Here is a 14,555-nt window from a genome sequence, read left to right as displayed (position 1 = left end):
TCGTTATGGCAACATTAACTGCAAAGAACCTTGCAAAGGCCTATAAGGGCCGCCGTGTGGTGGAAGATGTCAGTCTGACCGTCAACTCCGGGGAGATCGTCGGTCTGCTTGGTCCTAACGGTGCGGGCAAGACAACGACATTTTACATGGTGGTCGGCATTGTCCCGCGCGATGCGGGCAACATTATCATCGATGACGAAGATATCAGTCTGCTGCCACTGCATGCGCGCGCGCGTCGCGGCATCGGCTACCTACCGCAGGAAGCGTCTATTTTCCGTCGCCTGAGCGTGTTTGATAACCTGATGGCGGTACTGCAAATTCGTGACGATCTCACTAGTGAGCAGCGGGAAGATCGCGCCAATGAGCTGATGGAAGAATTCCATATCGAACATCTGCGTGACAGCATGGGCCAATCGCTCTCCGGTGGTGAACGACGCCGTGTGGAAATCGCCCGCGCGCTGGCCGCGAATCCGAAATTTATCCTGCTTGATGAACCGTTTGCCGGTGTTGACCCGATTTCCGTTATCGATATCAAACGGATCATCGAACACCTGCGCGACAGCGGGCTTGGGGTGTTGATTACCGACCATAACGTCCGCGAAACGCTGGCAGTTTGTGAGCGCGCCTATATCGTGAGCCAGGGACACCTGATCGCCCACGGCACGCCGACAGAAATACTGCAGGATGAGCACGTTAAGCGCGTATACCTTGGGGAAGACTTCAGACTCTGATAGGGTAGAAGACTTCACGTCACCGCAGGAGAAAACAACTCTGAACATGAAGCAAGGTTTGCAACTCAGGCTTAGCCAACAACTGGCGATGACGCCTCAGCTACAACAGGCGATCCGTCTGTTGCAGTTGTCCACGCTGGAACTTCAGCAAGAACTTCAGCAAGCGCTGGAAAGTAACCCACTGCTCGAGCAAACCGATCTTCACGACGAAATTGATACCCAGGAAAAACAGGACAGCGAATCCCTCGATACCGCAGATGCACTCGAACAAAAAGAGATGCCAGAGGAATTGCCGCTTGACGCCAGTTGGGATGAAATCTACACCGCCGGTACGCCTTCAGGCACCAGCGGAGATTACATTGACGACGAACTGCCTGTTTATCAGGGGGAGACCACGCAATCGCTGCAGGATTACCTGATGTGGCAAGTGGAGCTGACCCCGTTCTCGGATACCGATCGCGCCATTGCGACATCGATTGTTGATGCGGTTGACGAAACCGGTTATCTCACCGTGACCCTGGACGATATTCTCGAAAGCATGGGCGATGACGACGTCGGTATGGATGAAATCGAAGCCGTGCTTAAACGCGTTCAGCGCTTTGATCCCGTTGGCGTGGCAGCCAAAGATCTGCGTGACTGCTTACTGATCCAACTTTCGCAATTTGATAAGTCCACGCCATGGCTGGAAGAAGCGCGCCTGATCATCAGCGATCACCTCGATCTGTTAGCCAACCATGACTTTCGCTCGCTGATGCGCGTAACCCGACTGAAAGAAGACGTGCTGAAAGAAGCCGTCAACCTCATCCAGTCGCTCGATCCCCGCCCAGGACAGTCGATCCAAACCGGCGAGCCGGAATACGTCATCCCGGATGTGCTGGTACGTAAGCATAACGATCGTTGGGTGGTCGAACTCAACGGCGACAGCATTCCACGCTTGCAGATTAACCAGCACTACGCCGCGATGTGCAATAGCGCGCGCAACGATGCCGACAGCCAGTTTATTCGTAGCAATTTGCAGGATGCGAAGTGGCTGATTAAAAGTCTGGAAAGCCGCAATGATACGCTGCTGCGCGTCAGTCGCTGTATCGTTGAACAGCAGCAGGCCTTCTTTGAGCAAGGCGAAGAATTTATGAAACCGATGGTGCTGGCGGATATCGCCCAGGCCGTCGAGATGCACGAATCGACCATTTCCCGAGTGACCACGCAAAAGTATTTGCACAGTCCGCGCGGCATATTTGAACTGAAGTATTTCTTTTCCAGTCACGTTAACACTGAAGGCGGGGGCGAAGCCTCATCCACAGCTATCCGCGCACTGGTGAAGAAATTAATTGCTGCGGAGAACCCCGCGAAACCGCTGAGTGACAGCAAGTTAACCTCTATGCTGTCGGATCAGGGTATCATGGTGGCGCGCCGCACCGTTGCGAAGTACCGAGAGTCTTTATCCATTCCGCCGTCTAACCAGCGCAAACAACTGGTGTGACCAAACCGATAAGGAAGACACTATGCAGCTCAACATCACTGGAAACAACGTCGAAATCACGGAAGCTCTGCGCGAGTTTGTTAATACCAAATTCGCCAAGCTTGAACAATATTTCGACCGGATTAATCAGGTCTATATTGTGTTGAAAGTGGAGAAGGTTACACATATCTCGGATGCAACACTGCATGTAAACGGTGGTGAAATTCATGCCAGCGCGGAAGGTCAGGATATGTACGCCGCCATTGACGGTTTAATTGATAAACTGGCTCGGCAGTTAACAAAACATAAAGATAAACTGAAACAGCACTAACTTTCCGGGCAGTTAGCGGGTGCAGGACGGCCTGTTGTGCAGCACAACGGGCCATTTGTACAGTTAGCGCTTAGGTGAAATTATGACAAATAACGATACGACTCTACAACTGAGCAATGTTCTTAACCAGGAATGTACGCGCGCGGCCGTTCACTGCCAAAGCAAGAAACGCGCACTGGAAATCATCAGTGAACTGGCGGCAAAACAGCTCAGCTTGCCCTCTCAGGTGGTATTTGAAGCCATTCTGACGCGTGAAAAAATGGGCAGTACCGGCATCGGTAATGGTATTGCCATCCCGCACGGCAAGCTGGAAGAAGACACGATGCGCGCGGTTGGCGTGTTTGTGCAACTCGAAACGCCCATCGCCTTCGACGCCATTGATAATCAACCCGTCGATCTGCTTTTCGCCCTGCTGGTCCCGGCAGACCAAACCAAGACGCATTTGCATACATTATCGCTGGTCGCCAAACGTCTGGCAGATAAAGCCATCTGCCGTCGCCTGCGCGCCGCACAGAGTGACCAGGAGTTGTATCAAATCATCACGGACACCGAAGGTGGACAGGATGAAGCATAACAACCCAATGGCATCCTTTTTTGTCGTTGTGAGGAGAAACAGTACATGGTACTGATGATCGTCAGCGGTCGTTCAGGGTCAGGCAAATCCGTTGCCCTGCGTGCGCTGGAAGATATGGGTTTTTACTGCGTGGATAACCTTCCCGTAGTGCTATTGCCCGATCTGGCTCGTACACTGGCCGATCGCCAGATTTCTGCGGCCGTCAGCATTGATGTGCGTAACATGCCGGAATCCCCGGAGATTTTCGAGCAGGCAATGAACAATCTGCCTGAAGGCTTCTCACCGCAGTTGCTGTTCCTTGATGCTGACCGTAACACGCTGATTCGCCGCTACAGCGACACGCGTCGTTTACACCCCCTCTCCAGCAAAAACTTGTCGCTGGAAAGCGCTATCGATAAAGAAAGCGATTTGCTGGAGCCGCTGCGTTCCCGCGCAGACCTGATTGTTGATACCTCCGAAATGTCCGTACACGAACTGGCGGAAATGCTGCGTACCCGACTGCTGGGCAAACGTGAACGTGAATTGACGATGGTATTCGAATCCTTTGGTTTCAAACACGGTATCCCGATTGACGCGGACTACGTCTTTGACGTGCGCTTCCTGCCCAACCCACACTGGGATCCGAAGCTGCGCCCGATGACCGGTCTTGACCGCCCTGTCGCCGCCTTCCTCGACAGGCACACAGAAGTACACAATTTTATCTACCAGACCCGCAGCTATCTTGAGCTATGGTTACCCATGCTGGAGACCAACAACCGCAGCTACCTCACTGTAGCCATCGGCTGTACCGGCGGGAAACACCGTTCGGTGTATATTGCAGAGCAGCTGGCAGACTACTTCCGCTCACGCGGTAAAAACGTGCAGTCACGCCATCGTACGCTGGAAAAACGTAAATCATGACCGTGAAGCAAACCGTTGAAATCACTAATAAGCTGGGCATGCATGCGCGGCCAGCAATGAAACTTTTTGAATTGATGCAGGGTTTCGAAGCAGAAGTTTTGCTGCGTAATGATGAAGGAACGGAAGCCGAGGCAAACAGCGTTATCGCGCTGCTGATGCTGGATTCTGCGAAGGGGCGGCAGATAGAAGTTGAAGCCACAGGCCCGCAGGAAGTTGAAGCTCTGGCCGCGGTGGTTGCCCTGTTTAATTCAGGGTTTGACGAAGATTAATCGAGTACACAGAACGTAGCCAGTAGGCCGGATAAGGCGTTTACGCCGCATCCGGCAATAACTCCGCTAATACAGCTTATTTTCCCGCATAAACGACTCACCGCCTAACTGGCGCATTTGGCGCATAATCCACGCCTGACGGCTACGCACATAACCCGAAGGCGCATTCGCTTTAAAACGTAAAGGATTAGGTAGGACCGCCGCCAGCAAGGCCGCTTCAGACATACTTAAGCGACTGGCAGGTTTATGAAAATACCGCTGCGCCGCCGCCTCCACGCCAAAAATTCCGTCGCCAAACTCCGCAACGTTCAGATAGACGGTCAGAATACGTTTCTTGCTCCAGACCGTTTCCATCCCCAGCGTGAGCCCGGCTTCAAGGCCCTTACGCACCCAGCTACGTCCATCCCACAGAAAGAGGTTTTTTGCCGTCTGTTGCGATAACGTTGACGCCCCGCGAATACGGTTTTCATTACGTTCATTATGCGCCAGCGCTTTCTCGATGGCAGAGACATCGAATCCCCAATGGTCAGGGAACTTCTGGTCCTCGGCGGCAATCACCGCCAGCCCCATCCACGGTGAGATCTCATCCATACTCACCCAGTCCGAGTGCGCCACATACCCGAAATCACCGGATAACCATGCGCCCAGTTGCCGTTCGACCATCACCGCCGAGAACGGCACCGGCATCACGCTGAAAAGGGCGATGCCCCCGCCCCAGAATACGGCGAGGACGATAACCGCCCGTAGAAAGATGCGCCGCAGAAAAGCGGTAACGCCTGTTCTCATTCAACCAACACCAGCACACGCGAGACCAGTTTATCGATGCCACTCGCGGCCTGAGCGATATCCTGCGCCAGCATATAGGCGGGCGTGGTAACGATTTTGTTGTCTTCATCAACGACAATGTCATCAACCGGACAAGGCACATGTTCAGCGCCCATCTCCTCCAGTACCTCTGCCGTATCGATATCCGTGCCAATGGTCAGACGCAGCGGAAAATCAAAAATTTTGGGTAACATGGCGGGCGCAATACACATAAATCCCAACGGTTTCCCCATCTGATGCATGGCAACTGCCAGCGCGGCTAAATCACTGTCAACCCGGCATTCGCTGCCCTGGCTGGCAAAATTACTCAGATTTTTGGCGGCGCCAAACCCACCCGGCACGATCAACGCATCCAGTTCCGTTGAAACCGCCTGAGCAAGCGGGCGAATCTCGCCGCGTGTGAGGCGAGCGGCTTCAATCAGGACATTGCGTGTTTCCGGCATCGGCTCGCCGGTCAGATGATTAATCACATCAGCTTGTTGTTTATCCGGGGCGAAGCAGACGGCCTGCGCGCCATTGCGGGCAATGGCCAGCAGCGTGAGTACGGTTTCATGGATCTCTGCACCGTCATACACACCGCATCCGCTGAGCACGACTCCCACTTTTTTCATCGTGATACTCCTTTCTCAACTGGCTGAAACATATTAGTTATTATGATTTAAATGCTACGCTTCACACATTTAACTGATTCATGTAACAAATTATTTAAGATTTGCTATCTTAACTGCGTGCGGCCTGAAAAATAGGGCTGTGCCTTTGTACACAATGACAATAAGTTACGGCGCAGCCACGATTTCCCTGGTGTTGGCGCAGTATTCGCGCACCCCGGTCAAGCCGGGGTCATTTTTTTTCCACACTCGCCACCCAGGCTTTTAGTACCGCCACGTCGTGCTGCCACTCCTGCTTCATCTCTTCTATCCATTCAGCAACGTTATCTTCCCAGGCAGGAAGATCTGGCGACTGGATTTGCTGACCTAACTGTTGCAGATGGCGCAGCCCCACCGAACCTGCCGCACCTTTAATTTTATGACCTTCCTCAACCACGCCTTTTTTATCACGTGCAGTCAGATTGGATTCCAGCACGCTCAAATATCCCGGCATCATCTTCTCAAACACCGCCAGCCCGTCGGTAATTAACTTCGGTCCCACCAGCTCGAGGTATTGTTCCAACATAGGAATATCTAACAGCGCTTGCGATTTACTGCTCTCTTCAGATGTCACAGTGCTCTCCTCTTTGTTTCGGGTATCCCAGTATTTTTTGATCATGGCGGTTAAAGCCGGGACTGACAGCGGCTTACTCAGCACGTCGTCCATTCCCGCATCCAGATACTCTTTTTTATCTTTCAGAACGTTGGCGGTAAGGGCCACCAGCGGCGGCAGGTCTTCACGCGCGTATTTTTGCGTCAGCTCGCGGGAGATATCCAGCCCGGTCATATCCGGTAGCTGAATATCCAGCAATACCAGGTCATATTCACCCGGCGTGAACATCTCCAGCGCGGCTTTCCCGGTCATGGCGACATCCACGCTATTACCCAGTTTTTCCAGCACTGAGCGCGCGACAATGACGTTCAGTTCAATGTCTTCCACCAGCAGGACATTCAGGGCGGGCAACGGCATGTCATCATCTTCAAAAGCGTCTTCAATCTCTTCCGCTACCGCAGGCGCATGCACGGTCAGCGTAAAGATAGAGCCTTTACCAGGCTGGCTGGAAACCGTAATATCGCCGCCCATATTTTTCGCCAGACGCTTTGATACGGCCAGGCCAATCCCGGTTCCTGTTGCCGGTTTGCCGCCGTTACTGTCCTTCACCTGATAATACATGGCGAAGATTTTATCCTGTTCATCCTGCGGAATGCCGATCCCGGAATCTTCTACCTCGAAATGCAGCATATTCCCCTGGTCATAGCGCGCCCGCACGGTCACCTGCCCCTGCTGGGTGAACTTCACGGCGTTGCTGATCAGATTCCACAGAATCTGGCGCAAACGCGTGCCGTCGGTAATCACTTTATGCGGCAACGGTAGTGTTGGCTCAAGCACAAAACGCAGCCCTTTTTGCTGCGCCTGCAGGCCAGAGAGGTTTTCCAGATCCGCCATAAAGCTGGTGAAATCGATCGGCTGGTTATCGAGCTGGACTTTACGCCGCTCCATCTTATCCATATCGATAATATCGTTGAAAATATTGCCCAACGTCACGGCAGAGACATGGATAGTTTTCAGGTATTTTTCCTGCTCGGCGGTCAGATCTGTATCCAGCAGGATCCGGCTTAAGCCAACGATGCCGTTCAGCGGCGTACGCAGCTCGTGACTGATGGTAGAAATAAACGTGGTCTTATCGCGGCTGGCGCGTTCAAGCGCGTCCTGATAACGCTTACGTTCGGTAATATCGCGACCAAAGCCCATCAGGCCATGACGTTTACCGACGCGGTCGTAGTAAGGCACTTTACGAATTTCAAAGCAGGCTTTGCGTCCATCAGGATAGTCCAGCCACTGTTCATAGGTGAGAGAGACGTTATGACGAAACACCTTCTCGTCGGTCTCAATAACTTTTTCAGCCGCCTCAGGGGAGTAAACGTCAGCCGGTTTCAAATTCACCAGTTGCTTTTCGCTCTTGCCGGTCAGCAGCTCCATGGCGCGGTTACAGCCGGAAAATTCTTTATCTTCATTACGATAAAAGACCAGGTCCGGCGAGGCATCAAGGAAAGAGCGTAAAAATGAAGACTGTTGCTCAAGCTGAATCTGCGCTTCTTCGCGCTCTTTGATTTCGACCTTCAGTTGCTCAAACGTTTCCTGGCGCTCCGCTTCAGCTTTTTCGCGCTCAACAATTTCCTGATTGAGCTGGGCGATATTATCTTTCAACTGCACATTGAGCTTGAGATCGCGCTCGCGCATCTCTTCCAGCTTTTGCACCAGCCGTGACAGACGCTGCCGGGATTCCTCCAGTTGCTCCACCACCACTGACAAAAAATAGACGGCCCAGGGGGTAATTAACAGACCAAAAAAGATAGAGCGGATGACATCAATGCTTTCTACCTGGCCATGCAGCACCATGGTGACAGCCATTTGCACCACAATTGCCAACACGACCAAAGCCAGCGCTAATAGCAGCGAAAAGCGCACCAGACCTAACTTCATCATCAGGTCGACATAATATTGCGCCAGCATACGAATTTGCTTCATAGAGGGTTCCTTCACGACAACTTGGCACAATAATACTCAATTCTCAGCGTGACGTTGAAGATTGTGCAAGAAATGCGGCGGTTATCGGTGAAATGACCGGGTAGGCGGTAGGCCGGATAAGTTCATCGTAGGCCTGATAAGCGAAGCGCCATCAGGCAAGCAGGCGCAGATTGCCTGATGGCGGCTTTGCCTTATCAGGCCTACATACTAGCTCCCCAGTTGCACCCACGGCGTACCCAGCGCCGAGCCTTGCACGCCGTGCTCGTTAAGGTACTTATCCAGTTCGACCATCCCCGTCCAGCGATTTTCACACCATAGCGGCGCCAACAGCGTTGGGCGACGCGCGCTGGCGGAAATACGATGATAAATCACCTCCGGCGGCGTATGGCGGATCATCTCCCCTGCGGTAATCGTGTAGTCGTCCAGTTCAATCCCGTTCAGCCGCCCGGCTTCCCAGGCTTTTGCCATCGTACTGCCTTTCACAATATGCAGCGGATGCAGCTTAATACCGTCAACGCCCGTCTCCACCACGCGTTCCATGGTTTGCAGACATTCTGCCTGCCCTTCTCCCGGCAGACCGACGATCAGATGCGAGCACACTTTCAGCCCACGCTCGCGCGCCAGCCGCGTGGTGTTTTGGTAGCAGGCGAAATCATGGCCGCGGTTAATTCGGTGCAAGGTTTTGTCATGCGCGGTTTGCAGACCGAGCTCCAGCCACACTTCATAGCCCAGGTCTTTATACTCACAAAGCAGATCAAGCACCGCATCCGGCACACAGTCGGGGCGCGTCCCAACGCACAACCCGACGATACTGGCTTGGCTGACCGCCTGTTGATACATCGAACGCAGCACCTGAACTTCAGCAAAGGTGCTGGTGTAGGCCTGGAAATAGGCCAGATAGCGTTTCGCGCGATTGACCAGGTGCGCCTGATGTTCAAGCTGCTCGGCAATGGAATGGTGCTGCTGCGCTTCATCGGCAAACGAGGCGACATTACAGAAAGTACATCCGCCGCGCCCGATGGTGCCATCGCGATTTGGACAGCTAAAGCCGCCGTGCAGCGTGAGTTTATGAACCTTTTGTCCATAACGGCGAGAAAGATCCCCACCAAACATATTGACTAATTTCTGTAACTGCATAATCTGGTAGACCGCGCCTTGAAAAGAGGCCAAAGCCTGCCATTTTTTGCCCCAGTCGGCGATGACCTGGATCAATCGCCCTGGCGAGCTTTTATTTATTGCATAACAAATCAAAACAATCGAAATTTCATTCACTAAAAATGTAATTACTTTTCCTTATATTCGACTCTTTTTTTTATCTTCTTATACTCTTTGCATAAAAACAGTATCTTTAAGACGCCAAAACTTTAAAAACCAGCATAAAATGCCAAGCATCTTGATAAACAAAGGCAGGACGAGGGATATACAGCCGTTCTGACAGTGAGACAGATCACACTTCCCTGACCGTTCCCCCTACGTTAAACCTATGTAAAAAACCCTTTTATTTCAGCAATTTCATAAAGTTAATTGCCCCATAGCACATTTTTGCATAAATAAGATTGCCATTTGACCTGTGTGTGGATTCCCGATAACGTGGAAATCCGCTGGAAGCTTTCTGGATGAGCAGCCTGCTCATCATATTTATGCAGTAATTGAGATTCCCTCTGAAGCAAGTCCTCAAACTTGTTTGACCTGTGCGAAAAGGATAAAGAGGGCGAATGCGAGGTAAGCGTATGCACGCAAACCCCGTCGCCATGCTCTTGGTGTGCCCGTGCGCAACGGTTCAGATGGGAATCCCGCAGAGCCTGGGGAGGTTCACTCATATGTTGTACGATAAATCTCTTGAGAGGGATAACTGTGGTTTCGGCCTGATCGCCCACATAGAAGGCGAACCTAGCCACAAGGTAGTGCGTACCGCCATACACGCACTGGCCCGCATGCAGCACCGTGGCGCAATTCTTGCCGATGGAAAAACCGGCGATGGTTGCGGCCTGCTGTTACAAAAACCGGATCGCTTTTTCCGCATCGTGGCGCAAGAGCGCGGCTGGCGTTTAGCCAAAAATTACGCCGTCGGCATGATCTTTTTAAATAAAGACGCTGAACTGGCGGCAGCCTCTCGCCGCATAGTCGAAGAAGAATTACAGCAGGAGACCCTGTCGATTGTCGGCTGGCGCGACGTGCCGACCAACGAAGGTGTTCTCGGTGAAATCGCCCTCTCCTCCCTGCCTCGTATTGAGCAAATTTTTGTTAACGCCCCTGCGGGCTGGCGCCCACGCGATATGGAGCGTCGTCTATTTATCGCCCGCCGTCGTATCGAAAAACGCCTGCAGGACGATAAAGACTTCTACGTCTGTAGCCTGTCGAATCTGGTGAACATTTATAAAGGTCTGTGTATGCCGGCGGATCTGCCGCGCTTTTACCTGGACCTCGCGGACCTGCGTCTGGAATCGGCCATCTGCCTGTTCCACCAGCGCTTCTCCACCAACACCGTGCCGCGCTGGCCGCTGGCGCAACCGTTTCGCTACCTGGCGCATAACGGCGAGATCAACACCATCACCGGCAACCGCCAGTGGGCGCGCGCACGTACCTATAAATTCCAGACGCCATTAATTCCGGACCTGCACGACGCGGCGCCGTTCGTTAACGAAACCGGCTCCGACTCCAGTTCGATGGATAATATGCTGGAGCTGCTGCTGGCGGGCGGGATGGACATCATCCGCGCCATGCGCTTACTGGTGCCGCCGGCCTGGCAGAACAACCCGGATATGGATCCGGAGCTGCGCGCGTTCTTTGACTTCAACTCTATGCACATGGAACCGTGGGACGGCCCGGCGGGCATCGTCATGTCCGATGGTCGCTTTGCCGCCTGTAACCTCGATCGTAACGGCCTGCGTCCAGCGCGCTACGTCATCACCAAAGACAAGCTGATTACCTGCGCCTCTGAAGTCGGGATCTGGGATTATCAGCCGGATGAAGTGGTGGAAAAAGGCCGCGTCGGCCCTGGCGAGCTGATGGTTATTGACACCCGCAGCGGCCGCATTCTGCACTCAGCGGAAACCGATAATGACCTGAAAAGCCGCCACCCCTACAAAGAGTGGATGGAGAAAAACGTTCGTCGCCTGGTGCCGTTCGAAGAGCTGGCTGACGATCAGGTTGGCAGCCGCGAGCTGGACGATGATACCCTCGCCAGCTACCAGAAACAGTTTAACTACAGCGCCGAAGAGCTGGATTCCGTCATTCGCGTGCTCGGTGAAAACGGCCAGGAAGCGGTCGGCTCAATGGGTGACGATACCCCGTTTGCCGTGCTGTCCAGCCAGCCGCGCATCATTTATGACTACTTCCGTCAGCAGTTCGCGCAGGTGACTAACCCGCCGATCGACCCGCTGCGTGAAGCGCACGTTATGTCGCTGGCCACCAGCATCGGTCGCGAAATGAACGTCTTCTGCGAAGCCGAAGGTCAGGCACACCGTCTGAGCTTTAAATCGCCGATCCTGCTGTACTCCGATTTCACCCAGCTCACTACCATGAAAGAGGAGCATTATCGCGCTGACCGGCTGGATATCACCTTTGACGTGACCGAAACCACGCTTGAAGAGACCGTCAAAGCCCTGTGCGATAAGGCGGAACAGATGGTACGTAATGGCACGGTACTGCTGGTGCTCTCTGACCGTAACATCGCGAAAAACCGCTTGCCGGTTCCGGCACCGATGGCCGTGGGCGCAGTGCAAACGCGTCTGGTAGAACAAAGCCTGCGTTGCGACGCCAACATCATCGTTGAAACGGCGAGCGCGCGTGACCCGCACCACTTCGCGGTGCTGCTCGGCTTCGGTGCAACGGCCATTTATCCGTATCTGGCCTATGAAACGCTGGGGCGTCTGATCGACACTCAGGCGATTGCCAAAGATTACCGGACCGTGATGCTGAACTACCGTAACGGCATCAACAAAGGTCTGTACAAGATCATGTCCAAAATGGGCATCTCAACCATCGCCTCTTACCGCTGCTCGAAGCTGTTTGAAGCCGTTGGTCTGCACGATGATGTCGTGGCGCTGTGCTTCCAGGGCGTAGTCAGCCGCATCAGCGGCGCAGCTTTTACCGACTTCCAGCAGGATCTGCTAAACCTCTCGAAACATGCCTGGCTGGCGCGGAAACCGATTAGCCAGGGCGGTTTGCTGAAGTACGTCCACGGCGGCGAATACCACGCTTACAACCCGGACGTGGTACGCACGCTGCAACAGGCTGTACAAAGCGGCGAATACAGCGACTATCAGGAATATGCCAAGCTGGTCAATGAGCGTCCGGCGGCCACACTGCGCGATCTGCTGGCGATTACGCCTGGCGATGAAGCCGTGAGCATTGACGAGGTAGAGCCCGCGAGCGAATTATTTAAACGCTTTGATACCGCAGCCATGTCTATCGGCGCATTAAGCCCGGAAGCACATGAGGCGCTGGCGGAAGCGATGAACAGCATCGGCGGTAACTCTAACTCCGGCGAAGGCGGCGAAGATCCTGCGCGTTATGGCACCAACAAGGTATCGCGTATTAAGCAGGTGGCTTCCGGTCGCTTTGGCGTAACCCCGGCGTACCTGGTCAACGCCGACGTCATTCAGATTAAAGTCGCTCAGGGCGCGAAGCCGGGCGAAGGCGGTCAGTTGCCGGGTGATAAAGTTACCCCGTACATCGCCAAACTGCGCTATTCGGTGCCGGGGGTGACGCTGATCTCCCCGCCGCCGCACCACGATATCTACTCTATCGAGGACTTAGCGCAGCTGATTTTCGACCTTAAACAGGTTAACCCGAAAGCGATGATCTCGGTGAAGCTGGTGTCCGAACCGGGTGTCGGCACCATCGCTACCGGCGTGGCAAAAGCCTATGCGGATCTGATCACCATCGCCGGCTACGACGGCGGCACCGGCGCAAGCCCGCTCTCCTCTGTGAAATATGCGGGCTGCCCATGGGAGCTGGGTCTGGTGGAAACCCAGCAGGCGTTGGTCGCCAACGGTCTGCGTCATAAGATTCGTCTGCAGGTCGATGGCGGTCTGAAAACCGGCGTGGATATCATTAAAGCGGCGATTCTCGGCGCGGAAAGTTTTGGTTTCGGCACCGGCCCAATGGTCGCGCTGGGCTGTAAATACCTGCGTATTTGCCATCTGAATAACTGCGCAACCGGCGTGGCAACTCAGGACGACAAACTGCGTAAGAACCACTATCACGGTCTGCCGTTCAAAGTGACCAACTACTTTGAATTTATCGCCCGCGAAGTACGCGAGCTGATGGCCGAGCTGGGCGTGAAACGTCTGGTGGATCTGATTGGTCGTACCGACCTGCTCAAAGAGCTGGAAGGGTTTACCGCCAAACAGCAGAAGCTGGAGCTGTCGCGTCTGCTGGAAACCGCCGAGCCGCATCCTGGTAAGGCGTTGTTCTGCACCGAGAACAACCCGCCGTTTGATAACGGCGTGCTGAACGCACAGCTACTGCAACAGGCAAAACCGTATGTCGACGAGCGCCAGAGCAAAACCTTCTGGTTCGATATCCGCAACACCGACCGTTCCGTCGGCTCGTCGCTGTCTGGCTATATTGCCCAAACCCACGGCGATCAGGGCCTGGCATCTGACCCGATTAAAGCGCACTTCAACGGTACTGCAGGCCAGAGCTTTGGCGTGTGGAACGCGGGCGGCGTGGAGCTGTATCTGACCGGCGATGCCAACGACTATGTCGGCAAAGGTATGGCGGGCGGCCTTATCGCGATTCGTCCGCCAATAGGTTCCGCATTCCTCAGCCATAAAGCGAGCATCATCGGTAATACCTGCCTGTACGGCGCCACCGGCGGTCGTCTGTTTGCGGCAGGTCGTGCGGGCGAGCGCTTTGCGGTGCGTAACTCCGGCGCAATCACCGTGGTGGAAGGTATCGGCGACAACGGCTGCGAATACATGACCGGCGGCATCGTCTGTATTCTCGGCAAAACGGGCGTTAACTTCGGGGCAGGTATGACGGGCGGATTCGCCTACGTACTGGATGAAGATGGCGATTTCCGCAAGCGCGTGAACCCGGAACTGGTGGAAGTGCTGGACGTTGATTCTCTGGCCATTCATGAGGAACACCTGCGCGGTCTGATTACCGAGCACGTACAACATACCGGCTCTTCACGCGGCGAAGAGATCCTGGCTAACTGGCCAGCATTCTCAGCGAAATTCGCGCTGGTAAAACCAAAATCCAGTGATGTGAAAGCACTGTTGGGTCACCGTAGTCGTAGCGCAGCAGAGCTGCGTGTGCAGGCGCAGTAAGGGGTAGC

Annotated in this window: 11 protein-coding genes; 7 read left to right on the top strand and 4 right to left on the bottom strand. The window is 54.0% G+C overall.

Going from position 1 to position 14,555, the window contains the following annotated elements; all coding sequences use genetic code 11:
• Nucleotides 1-5: 5 nt before the first annotated feature.
• From lptB to npr, 6 genes are all read left to right on the top strand, one after another.
• Nucleotides 6-731 carry an LPS export ABC transporter ATP-binding protein gene (gene lptB / locus ICA20_RS02790; RefSeq protein ID WP_003025073.1) on the top strand — a complete coding sequence of 242 codons (726 nt, stop codon included), beginning with the start codon at nt 6-8 and terminating at the stop codon, nt 729-731.
• A 46-nt stretch (nt 732-777) separates the two neighbouring features.
• The gene (gene rpoN, locus ICA20_RS02785; protein ID WP_038634272.1) at nt 778-2,211 is read left to right on the top strand and encodes an RNA polymerase factor sigma-54; all 1,434 of its coding nucleotides are present in this window, start codon (nt 778-780) and stop codon (nt 2,209-2,211) included.
• A gap of 22 nt (nt 2,212-2,233) precedes the next feature.
• Nucleotides 2,234-2,521: a ribosome hibernation promoting factor gene (gene hpf, locus ICA20_RS02780; RefSeq protein WP_038634275.1), complete on the top strand. Its 288-nt coding sequence runs from the start codon at nt 2,234-2,236 to the stop codon at nt 2,519-2,521.
• Nucleotides 2,522-2,603: 82 nt separating this feature from the next.
• On the top strand, nt 2,604-3,095 hold the full coding sequence (ptsN, locus tag ICA20_RS02775) for a PTS IIA-like nitrogen regulatory protein PtsN (protein ID WP_038634278.1): 492 nt from the start codon (nt 2,604-2,606) through the stop codon (nt 3,093-3,095).
• Nucleotides 3,096-3,140: 45 nt separating this feature from the next.
• A complete protein-coding gene (gene rapZ / locus ICA20_RS02770; protein WP_003025085.1) occupies nt 3,141-3,995 on the top strand; it encodes an RNase adapter RapZ in 855 nt (284 codons plus the stop codon).
• On the top strand, nt 3,992-4,264 hold the full coding sequence (gene npr / locus ICA20_RS02765; protein WP_003025086.1) for a PTS phosphocarrier protein NPr: 273 nt from the start codon (nt 3,992-3,994) through the stop codon (nt 4,262-4,264). The genes rapZ and npr overlap by 4 nt, the downstream gene beginning before the upstream one ends.
• 66 nt (nt 4,265-4,330) lie before the next feature.
• Here npr and mtgA read toward each other — a convergent pair whose 3' ends face one another.
• The 4 genes from mtgA to ICA20_RS02745 all read right to left on the bottom strand — a co-directional run bounded on the left by mtgA (nt 4,331) and on the right by ICA20_RS02745 (nt 9,403).
• Nucleotides 4,331-5,050: a monofunctional biosynthetic peptidoglycan transglycosylase gene (gene mtgA, locus ICA20_RS02760; protein WP_038634281.1), complete on the bottom strand. Its 720-nt coding sequence runs from the start codon at nt 5,048-5,050 to the stop codon at nt 4,331-4,333.
• Nucleotides 5,047-5,700, bottom strand: a complete 654-nt coding sequence (elbB, locus tag ICA20_RS02755) for an isoprenoid biosynthesis glyoxalase ElbB (RefSeq protein ID WP_038634284.1) — start codon at nt 5,698-5,700, stop codon at nt 5,047-5,049. The genes mtgA and elbB overlap by 4 nt, the downstream gene beginning before the upstream one ends.
• 229 nt (nt 5,701-5,929) lie before the next feature.
• A complete protein-coding gene (arcB, locus tag ICA20_RS02750; RefSeq protein ID WP_038634287.1) occupies nt 5,930-8,266 on the bottom strand; it encodes an aerobic respiration two-component sensor histidine kinase ArcB in 2,337 nt (778 codons plus the stop codon).
• A gap of 207 nt (nt 8,267-8,473) precedes the next feature.
• Nucleotides 8,474-9,403 (bottom strand): TIGR01212 family radical SAM protein, encoded by a 930-nt coding sequence (locus tag ICA20_RS02745; RefSeq protein ID WP_114140335.1) that lies wholly within the window; start codon nt 9,401-9,403, stop codon nt 8,474-8,476.
• Between the two features lie 683 nt (nt 9,404-10,086).
• Between ICA20_RS02745 and gltB the strand changes: the two genes are divergently transcribed.
• Nucleotides 10,087-14,547, top strand: a complete 4,461-nt coding sequence (gene gltB / locus ICA20_RS02740; protein WP_038634291.1) for a glutamate synthase large subunit — start codon at nt 10,087-10,089, stop codon at nt 14,545-14,547.
• The last annotated feature ends 8 nt before the right edge of the window (nt 14,548-14,555 follow it).

The organism is Citrobacter sp. C5_2, assembly GCF_014596845.2.
In the GTDB taxonomy this organism is placed as follows: Bacteria; Pseudomonadota; Gammaproteobacteria; order Enterobacterales; family Enterobacteriaceae; genus Citrobacter; species Citrobacter werkmanii.
This window is presented reverse-complemented; position numbering and strand designations above follow the sequence as displayed.

What these genes read in the sequence shown, in the direction of transcription:
- arcB (WP_038634287.1), bottom strand. Translation starts at nt 8,266, where the DNA reads ATGAAGCAAATTCGTATGCTGGCGCAATATTATGTCGACCTGATGATG.
- hpf (WP_038634275.1), top strand. Translation starts at nt 2,234, where the DNA reads ATGCAGCTCAACATCACTGGAAACAACGTCGAAATCACGGAAGCTCTG.
- npr (WP_003025086.1), top strand. Translation starts at nt 3,992, where the DNA reads ATGACCGTGAAGCAAACCGTTGAAATCACTAATAAGCTGGGCATGCAT.
- gltB (WP_038634291.1), top strand. Translation starts at nt 10,087, where the DNA reads ATGTTGTACGATAAATCTCTTGAGAGGGATAACTGTGGTTTCGGCCTG.
- ICA20_RS02745 (WP_114140335.1), bottom strand. Translation starts at nt 9,403, where the DNA reads ATGCAGTTACAGAAATTAGTCAATATGTTTGGTGGGGATCTTTCTCGC.
- elbB (WP_038634284.1), bottom strand. Translation starts at nt 5,700, where the DNA reads ATGAAAAAAGTGGGAGTCGTGCTCAGCGGATGCGGTGTGTATGACGGT.
- rpoN (WP_038634272.1), top strand. Translation starts at nt 778, where the DNA reads ATGAAGCAAGGTTTGCAACTCAGGCTTAGCCAACAACTGGCGATGACG.
- lptB (WP_003025073.1), top strand. Translation starts at nt 6, where the DNA reads ATGGCAACATTAACTGCAAAGAACCTTGCAAAGGCCTATAAGGGCCGC.
- rapZ (WP_003025085.1), top strand. Translation starts at nt 3,141, where the DNA reads ATGGTACTGATGATCGTCAGCGGTCGTTCAGGGTCAGGCAAATCCGTT.
- mtgA (WP_038634281.1), bottom strand. Translation starts at nt 5,050, where the DNA reads ATGAGAACAGGCGTTACCGCTTTTCTGCGGCGCATCTTTCTACGGGCG.
- ptsN (WP_038634278.1), top strand. Translation starts at nt 2,604, where the DNA reads ATGACAAATAACGATACGACTCTACAACTGAGCAATGTTCTTAACCAG.